Here is a 17,511-nt window from a genome sequence, read left to right as displayed (position 1 = left end):
GGGAACTCCTTGGCGAGGGTGAACTGCAATGCGCCTGATTGTCAACAAGTGGGGCGGAACCCACAAGTAGGCACTTTTTAGTGCCTGTCACTCTACAAAGGAAGGTGCGATGAAAAAGCAGTGGCATCTCGAAAATACGATCGATTGCCCGCTGGTGGCAGCGATCAATATCGTCGGCGGCAAATGGAAGCCGATCATCCTGCACATGCTGGCCGAAGAGACGATGCGTTTTGGCGAACTGCAGCGCAATATTCCGCCGGTGAGTCAGAAGATGCTCACCCAACAGTTGCGCGAACTGGAGGCTGACGGTATCGTGCACCGCGCGCTGCATCCCGAAAAGCCGCCGCGCACCGAGTATTCGCTCACCGCCCGCGGGGCAAGCCTGCGTCCCATTTTGCAGTCGCTGTATGAGTGGGGCCGTGAGAACGGCAGGGCCAGTGCTTGACCAGCTCCCTGCGGCACATAATGCAACAATCCAATGCCATCACAAGGAAAACCATTTTGAACTGTAAGCGACCAATCGCCACCCGCCTCGCCATCGCCCTGTCGGCTTGCTGCTTCCCCCTTGCCAGCCATGGCGCCGATGACCCGGCCAGGCTGCGCGCGGCCGTCGATGGCGCGATCCGCCCACTGATGGCGCAATACGACGTGCCGGGCATGGCGGTGGCAGTGACGATCGACGGCAAGGCATTCTTTTTCAATTACGGCGTCGCCTCGCGCGAGCAAAAGACGCTTGTTAGCGAGTCGACGCTGTTCGAGATCGGCTCCATCAGCAAGACCTTGACGGGAACGCTGGCTTCCTACGCGCAAGTGCTGGGCAAGCTGGCGCTGGACGACCATCCCGGCAAATTCATCCCCCAGTTAAAGGGCAAAGCCATCGACAAGGCCAGCCTGCTCAACCTGGGAACCTATACCGCCGGCGGCTTGCCGCTGCAGTTTCCCGACGAAGTCGTCAATGCACGGATGGTTGACTACTTCGGCCAGTGGACCCCGGACGCCGCGCCGGGCACCCAGCGCCGCTATTCCAACCCCAGCATCGGCTTGCTCGGGCACATTTCTGCGATGGCAATGGGCAGCAGTTTTGCTGACGCCATGGAGCAGCAGCTGTTCCCGCAACTAGGCCTTTCCCACACCCATATCAGGATGCCGGCGCCGGCCGAGGCGGACTATGCATGGGGATACGCCAAAGAAAACAAGCCGATCCGGATGAATCCCGGCGTACTGGCCTTTGAAGCTTATGGCGTCAAATCGACGGCGGCCGACATGATCCGCTACGTGCAGTTGAATATCGATCCGGGCAGTCTGGAAAAGCCGATGCAGCGCGCCATCGAAGGCACGCACATTCCTTATTTCAAAGTGGGCAACATGGCGCAAGGGCTGGGCTGGGAACAATATGCTTACCCCGTCACGCTGGAACATCTGCAAGCTGGCAACGCCAGCGGGATGCTCTTGGATGCCAACCCGGCGCAGAAAATCGCCGCGCCACGCTTGCCGTCGGGGCCGACCTGGTTCAACAAGAGCGGCTCGACCGCAGGATTCTGCGCTTACGCCGCCTTTGTTCCCGACAGGAAGATTGGGATTGTGATGCTGGCAAATCGCAGCTATCCAATTGCGGAGCGTATCAAGGCCGCGCATGCGATATTGACGCAGCTTGCGCACGCACCCCATTAAAAGAGCGGGAGCCGGCCGTTTTTCGCTGCGGTTTTCTCCTCCTTGTGCCTGTGTAAAAAATCAACTCTTGCCGTAAGAGAGCAGACCGCATACAGTCTGTCGGGCCAATTGGCGAGCCCTTGATTTTCCCCCCACACGACACGTACGCGCTCCAGCGCGCAGCCGGCATTGCCCATGACTACATCTTCCAGCCACGCCACCCCTCCCCGCATTCGTCGCGGCCAATTACTGTCGCTGGTGCTGCTGGTGGTGTGCGGCGTCATCAACTACATGGACCGCGCCACCCTGTCGGTGGCCAACGAATTCATTCGCGCCGACCTCGGCCTGTCGCAGCTGGAAATGGGCGTGCTGCTGTCGGCGTTTTCGTGGAGCTATGCGCTGTGCCAGCTCCCGGTGGGCGCGCTGGTGGACAGAATCGGGCCGCGCTGGCTGCTCGGTATTGGCCTGGTGGTCTGGTCGCTGGCCCAGGCCGCGGGTGGACTGGCGGCCACGTTTGGCTACTTCGTCATTGCCCGCATCGCGCTCGGCATTGGCGAGGCGCCGCAATTCCCGTCGGCGGCGCGCGTGGTGAGCAATTGGTTTCCCCCGCTGGCGCGCGGCACGCCAACCGGCATCTACAATTCGGCGTCGCCGCTGGGCATTGCGCTGGCGCCCTTGCTGCTGGCGCCCTTGATTGCTGCAAGCAGCTGGCATTGGGCGTTTTTCGTCACCGGCGCGCTCGGGCTGCTCATGGCCGTGGTCTGGCTGGCCTTGTATCGCGACCCCGTGCACGCGCAATTGACCGCCGCCGAGCGCGCCTATCTGCAGCTCGACCAGGCAAGCGAGGGCGCGCCGGGCAGCAGCTTTGCCGCCTGGCGCGCCTTGTTCCGGCACCGCGCCACATGGGGCATGATGCTCGGCTTCTTTGGCTCGGTGTACCTCAATTGGGTGTATCTGACCTGGCTGCCAGGCTACCTGCGCACCGCGCGCCACATGGACTTGAAGTCCGCCGGCCTGGTGGCCTCGATCCCCTTTTTATGCGGCTTTGCCGGCGCGCTGATCGCCGGCTGGGCGTCGGACCGCGTGGCCCGTAGTGCGGCCTCGCCGCTCGCCGGGCGCCGCAACGCGGTGGTGGCGGGCATGCTGGGCATGGTGGCGTTCACGATCCCGGCGGCACTGGTCGAGAGCAACGTCGCGGCCGTCGCCTGCATTTCGGTGGTCATCTTTCTGGCCAACGCGTCGTCGGCCTGCGCCTGGTCGCTGGCCACCGTGGCGGCGCCGCCGAGCCGCATCGCGTCGCTGGGTGCGATCCAGAATTTTGGCGGCTTTCTGGGCGGCGCGCTGGCGCCCGTGTTGACCGGCTACATCGCCCAGACCTGGTCCTTCGTGCCCGCCTTGCTGACCGGGGCCGCGATCGCGTTCCTGGGCGCCATGTCGTATCTGTTTTTGGTGGTCCGGCCTATCCCGGAAGATCATTGAGCCCGAAAAACTTCATGCTCGCCATATAGGCATCGGCGCGCACCTGCTCGAGCGGCACGCCGCGCGCGATGGCCAGCAGTTCAGCCACGCGCGGTAGGGCTGCCGGTTCGTTGCGCCCTGCCACGCTGGGCTTGTAGCCGGGGGGCGTAAGGTAGGGCGCGTCGGTTTCCAGCATCAAGCGCTCTGGGGGAATGGCTGTCAAAGCTTGCAACAGGTCTTGATTGCGGTTTTTCTGTCCCACCCAGCCGGTGATGCCGAGATAAAAGCCGCGTTCGATGTACTGCCGCGCGATCGCCTCGCTGCCGGTAAAGCAATGCACCACGCATCTTGGCAAACGACTCTTGAAGTTATCGAGGATGGCCAGCAAATCCTGCGCCGCATCGCGTTCATGCAAAAACAGTGGCTTGCCGAGCGTACAGGCCAGCGCGACCTGTGCCTCGAGCGCCGCGCGCTGCACATGGCGCGGTGACAGGTCGCGGTTGTAGTCCAGGCCGGTTTCACCCACGGCCACGGCGTTTGGATGGGACAAGAGTTCGCGCAGTTCCCCGAGCCCTTCGGCACCAAGTTCGCTGGCGTAATGGGGATGCACGCCCGCAGTAAAGTAGGCGGTGCCCGCCGCCATTTTTTCCGTCAGCCGCGCCACTTCCCGAGAGACCTTGAGCGAGGTGCCCGTCAGAATAAAGCGCGCCACGCCGGCGGCGTGGGCGCGCGCGACGACTGGCTCCCAGTCGGCCGTAAAGCGGCGGTTGGCGAGGTTCAGTCCAATGTCAATCAGGGGAGAAGGCGTCATGGTCGCCATTGTAAAGCGGGCGCAGGCGCACAGGTGGCGGCGTCCTCCCGCCTTTTGTTAATCAAAATAAATATTGCTCTTAACATAATGTGATTGCCATGCTATTCTCCGCACGCGCATTCCCCCATCATTTTATTGCGAGACGTATGAAGATGAATAAATCAGGCGCCGTCCTCATGGTGTTCATCGCTGCGGCGATGCTCCTGATGGTCGACAAATGGCGCACGAAGTCCGCAAACGATGCGTTGAAAAAAAACATTCTGTCAGCGCTGCAAGGAATCAAGCACTGCCCGGGAGGGAAATTGGACTTGGCGGCGGTGGTGCCGGACCGCTACGCCGACCTCTGCCTGCAGTCGGCTTACATGCCGCGCAAGGATTTTGAAAAGCAGACTGGGAAGCGCGCGAAGGGCTACGACGTCTTGCTGCACGACGGTGGAAGCACGTGGTGGCTGTTCGAGAAAAACGGGCGCGCAACAACGCTGGACATGTCCGGTACGGCCATGGTGAAAGCTCCCAGCCTTGAAGCAGGGAAGTGTTTTTCACGAGAAAAATCAATCATTGTATTTGCGTGTCACGCCAATCAAGCAAGCTATCAAATCGAGGAAAAATAATGGATTACTACTATTCCGGCGGTACATTTGTCGACTATGCCCACAACCAGGCAGACGCGAATGGCGGCTATCCAGGCGGCTGGGGTAATGGTGGCGACAATATGTACGACGCGTACCGGCACGCGCTGTTGCAGGCGAAACTGACCGATCACCTGGGCACCGATCTGGCCAAATCGATCGGCGACCAGCATGAAGTTGAGGGCGTGGCGACGACGCCCGATCCGCGCTCGACCAATATGGATTACTACAACAACGATGTGGGCAGAAACGAGTACTGGAACTGGCGTACGGCAAGGGAAAATGGCAGTACCGTCTCGCTTGAAAAATGGATTTACGATGTTGTTGCGTCCGGCAAGACGATCAACAGCCTGGACGATCCGCGCCAGTGGGTCGAGCATCCGCCCGCGCCCGATTCGATCCCGCCTGCGCCGTGGAGCAATCCGATGGGCGATATGCCGAACGGCATCTCACCGAACATCGGCACCAACCCCGACCCCAAGGTCAAGACCAAGGTGGTGCGCTACGTCGACCCTTTGATTCTCGACCTCGATGGCGACGGCCTGGAAATCACGCCGCTGTCCAAGGGCGTGCTGTTCGACGCCAACGGCGACACCATCAAGACCGGCACGGCCTGGGCCGCAGCCGACGACGGCATGCTGGTATGGGACCGCAACGGCAACGGACTGATCGATTCCGGCGCCGAACTGTTCGGCGATGAAACCGTGCTGACGAGCGGCCCGAACGCCGGCAAGAAAGCGGCGAATGGATTCGTAGCGCTGGCTGAACTCGATAGCAATGCCGACGGCAAATTCGACCTGAGCGATGCCCAGTACGCGACGCTGCGCGTGTGGCGCGATTTGAACCAGGATGGCATCAGCCAGGCCGGCGAACTGAAAAGCCTGGCCGACACCGGGGTCAAGAGCATCAACCTGACCAGCGCCGCCAGCAATGCCAGCTATCCGGACGCGATCCTGGCCCAAAGCGGCAGCTATACGCGCGCCGATGACAGCAGCGGGCAAGCGGGCAGTTTTATCCTTGCGCAAAACAACTTCGTGCGCCAGTTTGCGCCGATCGCCATCAGCGCGCAGGCCAAGGCGGTGGCCAACATTGGCGGCAGCGGCTGGGTGCGCGATTTGCAGGCTGCGGCAACCCAGAGTCCGGAACTGATTGGCTTGTTCAACCAGGTAAAGCATGCCACCACGCGCGACGGCTACCAGCACGCGGTGGGTGCCTTGATGCAAGCATGGGGCAATGACTCAGGGTACAACAGCGCCAGTAAACAAGCGTTGGCGGAAGGGTATGGCCTAATTCTCAGCGACCCGCTCGACGACCAGGAACGCGGCTGGATGGACGTGGCGATCAAGGCCGGCGTGGCCGAGCGCAGTGCCTTCAGAACTACCCTGTCGGGCACCGAGCTGAGCAAGTTCGATGCCATGCGCGAGCGTATGGTGGGCGGACTGGAGCGCGTTCAGGCATACGAAGCGTTTACCGGCTACACCTTCCTCGACTGGGCCCAGGTCAAGGGCGATGCGCTGAACTGGGATCAATTCCAGCGGCTCTTCAACTCCGGCGGCGGGCGCATTCCGGTGATTGTGGAGATCGAAATGTCACTGCGCGAGATCATGTTTCAAAACCGCAACGCGACGGTATCTTCGCAGGGCGGCTACATCCGGGTCACGATTCCCGTGCCCACCAACGGCACGCCGCAAGTCGATTCGCTGTGGGCCCGTCTGCTCGACGATGCGCAGGCCAATTTGTTGCCTGTGATGCGTTTGAACAGCTATGTAGATCAGATCGACTTGCGCATTTCCGAAGCCGGCACCACGTTCGACTTTACCCGCATGAATGCCAGCCTGGCAGCGCTCGCCAGCACCAATGCCTACGAGGGCGCCGCTTTATTGTTGGACTTTAACAAGGCATTCGGCGCGTCGTTCGCGCCGCTGGGCTGGAACGGGGCCGATCAGATCGTAGCCCTGGCCCTGCGCGCGGCCACCGAACCGGCCGTGGCGCAAGCCTTCGCCGACGTCGGCTACAACGTGATGACCGGCGCGGCCAGCGCAGGCACGGCCGGGCGCGACATCTATGCGGGCGACAGTGCCGGCAATACCTTCCAGGCCGCCCTTGGCGCTGATATCCTGGACGGCAAGGGGGGCAACGACACCTTGTACGGGGGCGCCGGCGACGACCTGCTGATCGGCGGGACGGGCAATGACGTGCTCAATGGCGGTTCGGGCAACAACGTGTATGTGTTCGGCGCGGGCGACGGCCAGGATATGATCGAGGCGAGCTATGACACGGCCGCCGCCAAGGCAAGCATTGTGCAGTTCCGCGCCGGTATCAGTGCGTCCAGCGTGGCGGTGAAGCGCTCCGGTTCGGACCTGATATTGTCGGTGGCGGGCAGCAGCGACACCATCACCGTCCAGTATTTCTTCTATTCCGACAGCCCCAGCAATACTTACAATCCGGTGCAGGAAGTGCGTTTTGCCGATGGCACCAGGTGGTCGGCGCAAGAGCTGACACGCCAGGCCATGGTGGGCACGGGCGCGGCCGATCAGTTGCGCGGTGCGGTGGGCGCAGACCTGCTGCTGGGCGGCGCCGGCGCCGACACCTTGTATGGCATGGCAGGCAATGACGTGCTCGACGGGGGCGCAGGCAATGACTATCTGCAGGGCGACGCGGGCGCGGACATCTATCGTTTCACGCGCGGCTGCGGCCAGGATGTGATCAACAACTACGAAGCCATCGAAGGCAACGGCAACGGTGCCAAGCCGGTCGATGCGATCGTCTTTGGCCCGGGCATCGCGCCAGGCGACATTGTGCTGACGCGCAATTGGTATGGGGACTTGACCTTGTCGATTGCCGGCGGCAGCGATTCGGTTACGATCAGCAATTACTTCAGCAATGACGGCGCGACCAGCTATGCCGTCGATGAAATACGCTTTGCCGACAATACCGTATGGCGCGTGGCGGAGGTGAAGGCGCGTGCGCTGCTGGCCAATGAAGCGGGCTCCACCTTGATTGGTTTCGAGTCCGATGACGTGATCGCCGGCGCCGTGGGCAACGACGTTGTGTATGCCCGCAGCGGCAACGACAGCGTCGACGGGAATGGCGGCAACGACGGCCTGTACGGCGAGGCTGGCAATGATGTATTGCGCGGCGGCGCCGGGCGCGATTATCTCGATGGCGGGGCCGGCAACGATAACCTCGACGGCGGGGCCGACGACGACCAGCTGACCGGTGGCGACGGCGCCGACACGTATCGCTTTGGCCGCGGCTATGGCAAAGACAGCATCAACAATTACGACGCCGATGCGTCGATCGACAGCCTGGTGCTGGGCGCGGGCATTACCCAGGCCGACATCGAGGTGCGGCGCAGTGCCTGGAACGAGCTGGTCTTGAGCATCAAAGGCACGCCGGACGTGCTCACGGTGGCGCAGTTTTTCTCCGCCGATGGCACGACGCCGTATGCACTGGACCGGATTGTGTTTGCTGACAATAGCGTATGGGACATCGCGGCCATCAAGGCCCGGGTGCTGGCGCCGACGGCGGGAAGCGACAGCCTGGTCGGTTACGCGGGCGCGGACAGTATCAGCGGCGGCGATGGCGCCGACGCGCTGCGCGGTGCGGCGGGCAATGACGTGCTGGACGGCGACGCGGGCAATGACACCCTGTATGGCGAGGCCGGCAACGACACGCTGCGCGGCGGCAGCGGTGCCGACTACCTGAACGGTGGCGACAGCGACGATGTATTGCAAGGCGGTGCCGACGACGACGTGCTGGTCGGTGGCGTGGGCAATGACAATCTGGAAGGTGGTCTCGGCAACGACAGCCTGCATGGCGGCGAGGGCGATGACACCTACCTGTTCGGCGTAGGCGACGGGCAAGACATCGTCGACGAGGCTGGCTACTCGGGCAGCGCGGGCGGCGCCGACACCTTGCGCTTGCGCGCGGGCGTGAGCGCCACTACGGTGGGGCTTGTGCGCTCCGGTAACGACATTCTGTTGACGCTGCCAAGCCGCCTGGAAAATGGCGTGCCGGTCACCGATTCCGTGCGTTTGCAAAACGCCCTGCAGAACGATGGCGACAACGTGCAAAAGATCGAATACGTGGTATTCGACGACGGCACCACGTGGACGCTGGAGCAGCTCAAGCTGCGCTTGCTGACCGGTGGCGCCGGCGGCGACACCCTCACCGGCTACGCGCTCGCCGACACGCTCGACGGGCTGGCCGGCAACGACTGGCTTGACGGCCTGGCGGGCGCGGACACCTTGCTGGGCGGCGACGGCGACGACCGCCTCGATGGTGGCGCGGGCGACGACGTTCTCGACGGCGGCGCCGGAGCCGACCTGTTACTGGGCGGCGCGGACAACAATACCTACCTCCTGAAAGCCGGGTCCGGCCAGGATGTGCTGGTCAGAAATTTCCTCGATACGGCTGCAGCGACCGACACAATTTTGGTGTCCGCCGAGATTGGTCTCGCGGGAGTGGAACTGCTGCGCGACAACAACGACGTGGTGGTACGAATCCGCGCTACCCAGGATGCGATTCGCCTGCGCGACGTGATGCTCAATGACGGCGTGTTCGAGCACTACAGTTTCCGCTTGAAAAGCGCCGATGGCAGCACCCTGGAAGGCGCCGCGCTGCGGCAAGCCTTGCTCAACGGCGGCACGGGCGATGACGTGCTGACCGGTTACGCCAGCGACGACGCCTTGAGCGGCGGCGCCGGCAACGATACGCTGAGCGGCCTGGCCGGCGTCGACCGCCTGTACGGCAATGATGGCAATGACCAGCTCTTCGGTGGCGCCGGCGCCGACAGCCTGGAGGGCGGCCTGGGCGACGATCAGCTCGATGGCGGCGAAGGCGCCGACATGCTAACCGGTGGGGCGGGCAACGACACCTACGTGCTGGACGATGCGGGCGACCGCTTCACCGAACTGAGCAATGAGGGAGTCGATACGGTCGTCAGCAGCGTCAGCGTGACCTTGGGTAACAATTTTGAAAACGGAACGATGACCGGCGACCTGAATCTGGCGCTGACCGGCAACGCACTGGCCAATATCCTGACCGGCAATGCAGGCGACAACGTGATTGCCGGCGGCGCAGGCAACGACGTGATCGACGGCGGCGCGGGGCTGGACGCCTTAAGCGGCGGCGCCGGTGACGACCTGTACTACGTGGACCAAACGGGCGACGTGGTGCTGGAAGCGGCCAACGAAGGCGTAGACACGGTCCACGCGACGGCCAGCACGGCGCTCTCGGCCAACGTAGAAAACCTGGTCTTGGCGTCAAGCGGCGGCGCGATCGACGGCAGCGGCAATGCACTGGCCAACCGCATGACTGGCAATGACTATGCCAATCGCCTCGACGGCGGCGCCGGCGCGGACGTGCTGGAAGGGCTGATGGGGGACGACACCTATGTGGTCGACAATCTGGCCGACCAGGTGATTGAAGCGGCCGACGCGGGCTTCGATACGGTGGAAACAGGCCTGAGCTACACGCTGGGCGCCAACCTGGAGGGCTTGCTGCTGACCGGCTATAGCGCGGTGAATGGCACGGGCAACGAGGGCGACAATACCCTGATCGGCAACGCGGCGAACAACATTTTGTCCGGCGGCATTGGCAACGATGAGCTGCAAGGCGCGGGCGGAAACGACATCCTGGACGGCGGGCAGGGTAGTGACGACATGGCCGGCGGCGCCGGCAACGACACGTATTACGCCGACAGCCAATCGGACCGAATTTTTGAGTCCTTCGGGGAAGGGATCGACACCGAAATACGCAGCTTCGAGACATCCTATCTGCTGGCCAACGCGGTGGACAACCTGACGCTGACGGGCACCGTCTACCGCGGCAATGGCAACGGGCTCGACAACGTTATCACCGGCAACGATGCAGACAACAATCTGTTGGGGCTGGGCGGTAACGACATGCTGATCGGCGGCGCCGGCAACGATGCGCTGTTTGGCAGCGTCGGGCAAGATACCCTGCTCGGCGGGCTGGGCGACGACTATTATGAAATCGACGACGCGGGCGATGCCATCGTCGAGCAAGCCAACGAAGGCGACGATTTCGTGCGCGCCACCGTCAGCTGGACCTTGGGCGCCAACCTGGAACGCCTGGCAGTGGACGGCACGGCCGCGCTGTCGGTGACGGGCAACGCCCTGAACAACGGCCTGTGGGGCAATCAGGGCAACAATATCCTCACTGGTGGCTTGGGCAACGACTTCCTGTCGGGCGACCAGGGCAATGACGTCTACCTGTTCAGCCGCGGCGACGGCCAGGATTCGATCGACAACACCGACCTGCTTGGCGCCACCGATACCTTGCGCCTGGGCAGCGGCATTGCTGAGACGGACGTCCAGGCATTCCAGTCCGGCGCCAACCTGTTCTTCAAAATCAAGGGGACCAACGACCAGATCGGCTTGATCAACTACTACGGGGCGAACACGACCGTGGCAGGCCAGGCGGCCGACCACAAGATCGACCGCATCGAGTTTGCCAGCGGCGCATCCTGGGACCAGGCCATGATTCAGACGGTAGTGGATCGCGCCAAGAACAACCATGCGCCAGTCATCAACAGTTATTTACCGGCCCTGCAAGCGAAAGCCGGCAGCGTCTTTAGCTACACGGTTGCGGCCAACACCATTACGGACCCGGATGCCTGGGATTCGATCACCTACAGCATCAAGATGGCAGATGGCTCGGCGGTGCCGGCGTGGCTGAGCTTTGATGCCGCGACCCGGACCATGTCGGGAACGCCCGGCGCGGGCAATGTCGGCGCGCTGCAGTTCATCCTGTGGGGGACCGACGGCTACAACTCGTCGGCCGGCGAATACGTCAACATGACCATCGGCGCGCTGAACCGGGCGCCGGTGCTGTCCGCAGCGCTGGCGGACCAGGCCGCGTCGCTGGGCGCCGCCTTCAGTTACACCGTTGCGGCCAATGCGTTTACCGACCCGGACAGCGGCGACACCTTGGGCTACAGCGCCACGCTGGCCGATGGCAGCGCGCTGCCATCATGGCTGAGCTTTAACGCGGCGACCCGCGTGTTCAGCGGCACCCCGCCAAGCACGGGAACGGTCAGCGTCAAAGTGACGTCCAAGGATAGCGGCAACCTGACGGCCTCGGATGTGTTTGACATTGTGGTCAGTCTGACCAACCAGACCTTGAACGGCACGGCCGGCACCGACACGCTGGTGGGCGGCGCGGGCAATGACACGCTCAATGGGCTGGCGGGCAACGACACGCTCAACGGCGGCGCCGGAAACGACTTGCTCAATGGCGGCACCGGCAATGACGCAATGGCCGGCGGCACCGGCGACGACACCTATGTCGTCGACAGCGCGACCGATGTGACGACTGAAGCGGCCGGGGCGGGAACGGACCTGGTGCAGTCGAGCGTCAGTTACACCCTGGCGGCCAATCTGGAAAACCTCACCTTGACGGGCGTGGCGGCGGTCAATGCAGGCGGCAACGCAGGGGACAACTACTTGACCGGCAACAGCGCCATCAATACCTTGACTGGCGCGGCGGGCAACGACACGCTCGATGGCGGCGCCGGCGCGGACCTGCTGCTGGGCGGCCTGGGCAACGACACCTATGTGGTGGAGAACACGGGCGACGTGATCACGGAGAATTTGAACGAAGGTACAGACCTGGTTCAGTCCAGTGTCAGCTACACACTGGCCGCCAACGTCGACAATCTTACCCTGACGGGAAGCAGTGCCCTGAACGGCACCGGCAATGCCTTGAACAATGTGCTGACAGGTAACAGCGCCGCCAATACCCTCAATGGCGGCGCCGGCGCCGACAGCATGGCGGGCGCCGCAGGCGACGATGTCTACGTTGTCGACAACGGCCTGGACGTGATTGCGGAGAACGCGGGACAGGGCATGGATCTGGTGCAGTCCAGCGTCAGCTACAGCCTGGCGGCCAACGTCGAGCACCTCACACTGACGGGCACCGGCGCGATCAACGGCACCGGGAACGGGTCAGACAACATCATGATGGGCAATGCGGCTGCCAACGTCCTGGCCGGCGGCGCCGGCAATGACACGCTGAACGGCGGAGCGGGCATCGACACCATGCAAGGCGGCACCGGCAATGATAGTTATGTGGTGGACAACAGCGCCACTATCGTGACCGAAAACTTGAACGAAGGCACCGACCTGGTGCAATCGAGCGTGGCCTTCACGCTGGGTGCGAACGTGGAAAACCTGACGTTGACCGGTGCGACGGCCATCAATGGAACAGGCAACGCCGCTGCTAACATCCTGATCGGTAATAGCGCCATCAATACGCTGGTCGGTGCCGCAGGCAACGACAGCCTTGACGGTGGCGCGGGGGCGGACAAACTGCTCGGTGGTCTGGGCGACGACGTCTACGTGGTGGACAACGCTGGCGACCTGATTACCGAAAACGTGAACGAAGGAACCGACCTGGTGCAGTCGGGTGTGACGTATACCCTTGCCGGCAACGTTGAAAACCTGACCTTGACAGGAGCGACGGCCATCAATGGCATCGGCAACACGCTCAACAACGTCCTTGTCGGAAACAGTGGAATCAATACACTGACCGGGAATGCGGGTGCTGACACGCTCGACGGCGGCGCCGGCGCCGACATCCTGCAGGGCGGTGCGGGCAATGACACTTACCTGCTGGGGCGCGGTTACGGCATCGACACCATCATCGAAAACGATGCAACGGCGGGCAACATCGATCTGGCGCAGTTTGGGTCGGGCATCACGACCGATCAGCTCTGGTTCCAGCGGGTGGGCAACAATTTGCAAGTGGACATCATTGGTACGGCGGACAGGTTTGTTCTGAATAGCTGGTATCTGGGAAACCAATACCACGTGGAACAGTTCAAGACCAGTGACGGCAAAGTCTTGCTGGACAGCCAGGTCCAAAACCTCGTCAATGCGATGGCCGGTTTTGCGCCACCGGCAGCGGGACAGACGACGCTGAGTACCGCCTATCAGACGACGCTGATTCCGACCATCACTGCAAACTGGCATTGATGCGGTACGCGTGATGCCATGGCCTTGCGCGCCTGGACAACGAGATTTCTTCGTTCTGGCGCGCGGGTTAACCCGAACGGCAAGATGGGCCGGTGGTAAGCTACGATAGTTGTCACTTTCAACCTGAAGGGATTTTATGAAACCGCTGTTTTCCTCCGACGAAGAAGCGCAGGCAGGATCGGTGCCGCCTGTGGCGAGCGCGCCGACTTTGGTGCCGCTGCTGACCCCTGCCGTCACTTCAGGCATGCTTCCGGCCTCGCTTCCTGAGGTAAGCGCGGCGCCACTGGTCCGGGTTGACATTTCCGGCATCGACGACAAAGCCATCGAGTCGCTGGGCGGCTCCACCGGCACCGGCGTGGCCAAGATCTCGGCCAAATTGCTCGGCACGGTGCGGGCCTCGGACGCGGACGTCTTCGGCGCGCAGTTGAACGAACTGATTGCCACCTCCAAGGGCCTGGACCCGTCCAAGCTGCGTTCGGGCGGGCTGTTGTCGCGCGTGTCGAACATGTTCGGCTCGGTCAAGGAAAAGATGCTGTCGCAGTACCAGGTGGTCGAATCGCGCATGGACACTCTGGTTAGCGAAATGACGCGCCACGCCAACGTCCACAAGGGTCGCATCCACGATTTCGATGAAATGTACAAGGGCCTGGAAATTTATTATCAAGGGCTGGACGCGGACGTGAAAAAGGGCGAGGGCTGGGCGCACACGCTGGCGCAAGCGATTGCGCAGCAACCGGTGGCGGCCAACGCTTTCGAGGCGCAGCAGGCTACCGAGCTTAAACGTCGTCACGAGCGTCTCGAAAAGCGCATCGACGACCTGCGCCGTGCCATGCTGATGGCCACCCAGATGGTGCCGCAGATCCGCCTGTCCCAGGACAATGCGCGCTCCCTGACGGACACGTTTACCGATATCGTCAACGTTTCAGTGCCCGCCTGGCGCAATGTATTCTCGCTGTATTTGCTGCAGCTCGAGGCCAAGCAGAGCGCCGCCGTCGCCAATGCCGCGTACGACGCCACCGATGCCGCCTTCCGCGCCCAGGCTGACATGTTGCTGGAAAACACCGAGACGGTGGCGCGGGTGAAACAGCGTTCCCTGGTCAGCCTCGAAACCGCGCAGCATGTGCAAACGCAGCTCATTACCGCGTACGACAAGCTCGAGCAAATTTCGAAAGAAGGCCAGCAGCGCCGCAAGGACGAGCTGCCGAAACTGCAGGAACTCGAACGCGAGTTGATTGCGCGCTTCTCGCCCACGGCGGGGTAAGCCGGGAAGCCTCCTATTGCTCCCGGTCCTCATTCCAACGAAAATACACGTTTTACAAAAAAAGGAAAAGTCCATGTCGACGACTCTCGAAACCGGCCATCGCATCAACCTCGAAAAAACCTCCCCAGGCCTGAAGCGCGTTCGTATCGGCCTCGGGTGGAAGGTGAATGCGGCCGACGGCCAGGCATTCGACCTGGATTCGTCAGTGTTCCTGTGCAAGAAGAACGCAGCGGACGAACCCGTCATGCTCAGCAACGCGCACTTCGTCTATTACAACCAGACCACGTCGCCGGACGGCGCGGTGGTGCACTCCGGTGACAACCGCACCGGCGACAGGGATGGTGACGACGAAGTCATCACCGTCGACCTGGCCAAGGTACAGGCTGAAGTGGTGGAGCTGCCGATCGTGGTCACCATCCACGACGCCGAAGCACGCAAGCAGAACTTTGGCCGGGTGAATGGCGCCTACGTCAAGGTGTACAACGACGAGACCGGCGAAGAGCTCGCGTCTTACGACCTGAACGAAGACTACTCGGACAAGACCGCGCTGCAGTTCGGCTCGCTTTACCGCAAGGATGGCGATTGGCGCTTCCAGGCTGTGGGTGCCGGCTTCAAGCTCAATCTGGCGACCTTCATCCGCAAGCTCGGCGGCACCATCTGAGACGCCCGGGGCTCCGCCAACCGCTCCCGACGCCGGCTACTTGATGACAAATCACCCGCCCAAGGCATTCGACTTCGCCGAGGAGCCGGCGCTGCCCCCGGACAGCGCCGCGCGCCCGGTGACGCCCAAGGCGTTCGACTTTGGCGACGAACAGCTTGCCTCGCCGGCGCCGCAACCTGCCGCCCCGGTCGGCGCGACAACGCCGCCCAAGGTGCTGTCCTTTGATGATGTACCGGCCGCCGCGATGACGGCTCGCATGCCGCCCAAAGCCGCGCCTAAAGCGCTGTTTGACAGCGAGGATCACGGCGCGGTGCGCGATGCCCTGGCTTCCGTCCGGACCGACTATCCGGTGTTGTTCCAGAACTCGGAGCAGCGTCTGGCCGCCTTGTTCCGCCGCATCCTGCCGGTCAAATTGTCACTGGTCACCGAGTGGGCGGAGGCGCCCTTGATGGAGCAGGCAGCCCTGCTTCAGCCCGTGACAGAACTGGTGCGCAAGTTCGCGGGTATGGAAGTGCCCGCGCTACTTGAAGCGGCGCTCGGCAGCACCAGGGCGCCGACTGGCGTATTTAGCAAGCTCTTTAGCCGTGCGACGTCGCCCGCGCAATACAAGCCAGAGCTGATCGCCGCCCGGGCGCGGCTGCAGCAACTGATGTCGGACAGCGAGCTGGCAACGCGCAACCTGGACGAGTCGGCCAAGAACCTGACCTTGCACTGGGTGGCGCTGGCCGTGGTGTCGGAACTGGCCGGGCGCGCGCCGGATGCGACGCTGCTCGATGTTCTGGTGCAGCGGCGCACGCTGATCCAGCAGGCAGTGCGCCAGGCGGAGCTGTCGATATTGCAGATGGGGCAGGTGCGTCAGCAAGCCGCGGAGCTGATCGGCCAGGTGTCGTCCTTTCTGACCGTTACTTTGCCGGCGCTGGAGATGGCGCAGGCGCAGGGTGTTGGGTAAGGAGCACGGTTTGTGGGGGTGCTTGTTTCGGTAATCGGATTGCTGAACAACCGTACCGCGACAGGGGCATTGGTAAATAGGTTTAATGCAGGATGCTGGCAAGGCCAGGATGCATGGCGCCGCCAAACAATATCACCCAAACCGACGCCGCTTCATGGCGCCGTGTACCTCAGGTTTTAGGCCTCACAAGGAAAGGTTCACAATGTCACACAGTTCAGAAACTCGTATATTCACAGCTCCAATCGATGGTTTTCCATCCGAAGCTTCTTTCATTGAGCAGTTTCAGGACCTTTGCAAAACGGCGGGCAGTGCCGCCACGATCGGAAGGACAAGCTGCATCATGTATTCGGTTCGACCAGAAATGGATACGCGATCTATACCCTGGAGAATATTCTCAAAGCCAATCCCCATCCTGCTCTTGAGGTGACTGGCTTCTCACCAATTCGTATTAACCGTGTTGGTCTCGTTACCAATGATCACTTTGAAGTTAGCGGTTGGATGTCTGATCAGCGGCTGAACGTTCAGGGTGAATCCGAAGTATTACCGATGGTACTTGAGCGGACCCAGGAAGCTAAGTTGGACATGCAGGTGTTTTTCGGCTTTGAGCCTTGGCGAGCGCTTCCGCGTGGGAACCATCGCTTCCGAATCGTCAGAGCGCTACATCGTTGGTGGTTTTGGCGTAATGTAGGGTTCCAGATTAATTCCAGCAAAGGAACGATCTTCGCTCGACTACCTGTCGAAGAGGTGAAATGGTTACAAGAAGAAGTATTGCAACCGTACGATGAACGACAAAGCTAGACCGATATCACTAGGGACCCAAAGAATGGACTTAACTAGGTCTTTTTTATCGGCGCTCGTGCTGTCACCGTCCGCTTCGGGGCGATAGGCTGCCGGTCGTGGCGCCACGTCGACTGATAGTAGAATAGTCATTCAATCGGAAAAATCCGCCGCCGCCTCACGTTGAGTGTCGGGATATTAACGGAGCGGATGCAGATGCCAGGGCACGTCGTACCCAATCCACCCAAGTTAAGACATTTCAACAGTTTTTCTGAGTCATCTTCTTGTGTGGTTTTACGCCGGGCTTCCTGGG

General features: G+C 62.0%; 10 protein-coding genes. 9 read left to right on the top strand and 1 reads right to left on the bottom strand.

The features are described from left to right. Window positions 1-109: 109 nt before the first annotated feature. From ACP7BV_RS21750 to ACP7BV_RS21740, 3 genes are all read left to right on the top strand, one after another. Window positions 110-445: a winged helix-turn-helix transcriptional regulator gene (locus ACP7BV_RS21750; protein WP_426106763.1), complete on the top strand. Its 336-nt coding sequence runs from the start codon at window positions 110-112 to the stop codon at window positions 443-445. A 74-nt stretch (window positions 446-519) separates the two neighbouring features. Next, the gene (ampC, locus tag ACP7BV_RS21745; RefSeq protein ID WP_426106839.1) at window positions 520-1,671 is read left to right on the top strand and encodes a class C beta-lactamase; all 1,152 of its coding nucleotides are present in this window, start codon (window positions 520-522) and stop codon (window positions 1,669-1,671) included. Window positions 1,672-1,845: 174 nt separating this feature from the next. Further along, window positions 1,846-3,129, top strand: coding sequence for an MFS transporter (locus ACP7BV_RS21740; protein WP_426106761.1), 1,284 nt, complete (start codon window positions 1,846-1,848; stop codon window positions 3,127-3,129). On the opposite strand, the gene ACP7BV_RS21735 is transcribed toward ACP7BV_RS21740, so the two are convergent. After that, entirely contained in the window at window positions 3,110-3,919 is an 810-nt protein-coding gene (locus ACP7BV_RS21735; RefSeq protein WP_426106760.1) for a TatD family hydrolase, read from the bottom strand. The genes ACP7BV_RS21740 and ACP7BV_RS21735 overlap by 20 nt on opposite strands. Window positions 3,920-4,065: 146 nt before the next feature. On the opposite strand from ACP7BV_RS21735, the gene ACP7BV_RS21730 reads away from it, so the two are divergent. From ACP7BV_RS21730 to ACP7BV_RS21705, 6 genes are all read left to right on the top strand, one after another. After that, on the top strand, window positions 4,066-4,530 hold the full coding sequence (locus tag ACP7BV_RS21730; protein WP_426106759.1) for a hypothetical protein: 465 nt from the start codon (window positions 4,066-4,068) through the stop codon (window positions 4,528-4,530). Then, on the top strand, window positions 4,530-13,550 hold the full coding sequence (locus ACP7BV_RS21725; RefSeq protein ID WP_426106758.1) for a calcium-binding protein: 9,021 nt from the start codon (window positions 4,530-4,532) through the stop codon (window positions 13,548-13,550). The genes ACP7BV_RS21730 and ACP7BV_RS21725 overlap by 1 nt, the downstream gene beginning before the upstream one ends. Before the next feature lie 136 nt (window positions 13,551-13,686). After that, window positions 13,687-14,811 carry a toxic anion resistance protein gene (locus ACP7BV_RS21720; protein ID WP_426106756.1) on the top strand — a complete coding sequence of 375 codons (1,125 nt, stop codon included), beginning with the start codon at window positions 13,687-13,689 and terminating at the stop codon, window positions 14,809-14,811. Window positions 14,812-14,884: 73 nt separating this feature from the next. Beyond that, entirely contained in the window at window positions 14,885-15,472 is a 588-nt protein-coding gene (locus tag ACP7BV_RS21715) for a TerD family protein (protein WP_426106754.1), read from the top strand. Window positions 15,473-15,515: 43 nt separating this feature from the next. After that, window positions 15,516-16,421: a hypothetical protein gene (locus ACP7BV_RS21710; RefSeq protein WP_426106752.1), complete on the top strand. Its 906-nt coding sequence runs from the start codon at window positions 15,516-15,518 to the stop codon at window positions 16,419-16,421. 291 nt (window positions 16,422-16,712) lie between these two features. After that, window positions 16,713-17,219: a hypothetical protein gene (locus ACP7BV_RS21705; RefSeq protein ID WP_426106751.1), complete on the top strand. Its 507-nt coding sequence runs from the start codon at window positions 16,713-16,715 to the stop codon at window positions 17,217-17,219. The last annotated feature ends 292 nt before the right edge of the window (window positions 17,220-17,511 follow it).

This window comes from Massilia sp. TSP1-1-2 (genome assembly GCF_049896185.1).
Taxonomy (GTDB): domain Bacteria; phylum Pseudomonadota; class Gammaproteobacteria; order Burkholderiales; family Burkholderiaceae_D; genus Telluria_A.
The sequence above is the reverse complement of the archived record's forward strand: the minus strand, read 5'-3'. Positions and strand labels throughout refer to the sequence as shown.

Excerpts from the sequence above, each read along its gene's own strand:
- ACP7BV_RS21750 (WP_426106763.1), top strand. The coding sequence starts at position 110 with ATGAAAAAGCAGTGGCATCTCGAAAATACGATCGATTGCCCGCTGGTG.
- ACP7BV_RS21740 (WP_426106761.1), top strand. The coding sequence starts at position 1,846 with ATGACTACATCTTCCAGCCACGCCACCCCTCCCCGCATTCGTCGCGGC.
- ACP7BV_RS21735 (WP_426106760.1), bottom strand. The coding sequence starts at position 3,919 with ATGACGCCTTCTCCCCTGATTGACATTGGACTGAACCTCGCCAACCGC.
- ACP7BV_RS21730 (WP_426106759.1), top strand. The coding sequence starts at position 4,066 with ATGAAGATGAATAAATCAGGCGCCGTCCTCATGGTGTTCATCGCTGCG.
- ACP7BV_RS21725 (WP_426106758.1), top strand. The coding sequence starts at position 4,530 with ATGGATTACTACTATTCCGGCGGTACATTTGTCGACTATGCCCACAAC.
- ACP7BV_RS21720 (WP_426106756.1), top strand. The coding sequence starts at position 13,687 with ATGAAACCGCTGTTTTCCTCCGACGAAGAAGCGCAGGCAGGATCGGTG.
- ACP7BV_RS21715 (WP_426106754.1), top strand. The coding sequence starts at position 14,885 with ATGTCGACGACTCTCGAAACCGGCCATCGCATCAACCTCGAAAAAACC.
- ACP7BV_RS21710 (WP_426106752.1), top strand. The coding sequence starts at position 15,516 with ATGACAAATCACCCGCCCAAGGCATTCGACTTCGCCGAGGAGCCGGCG.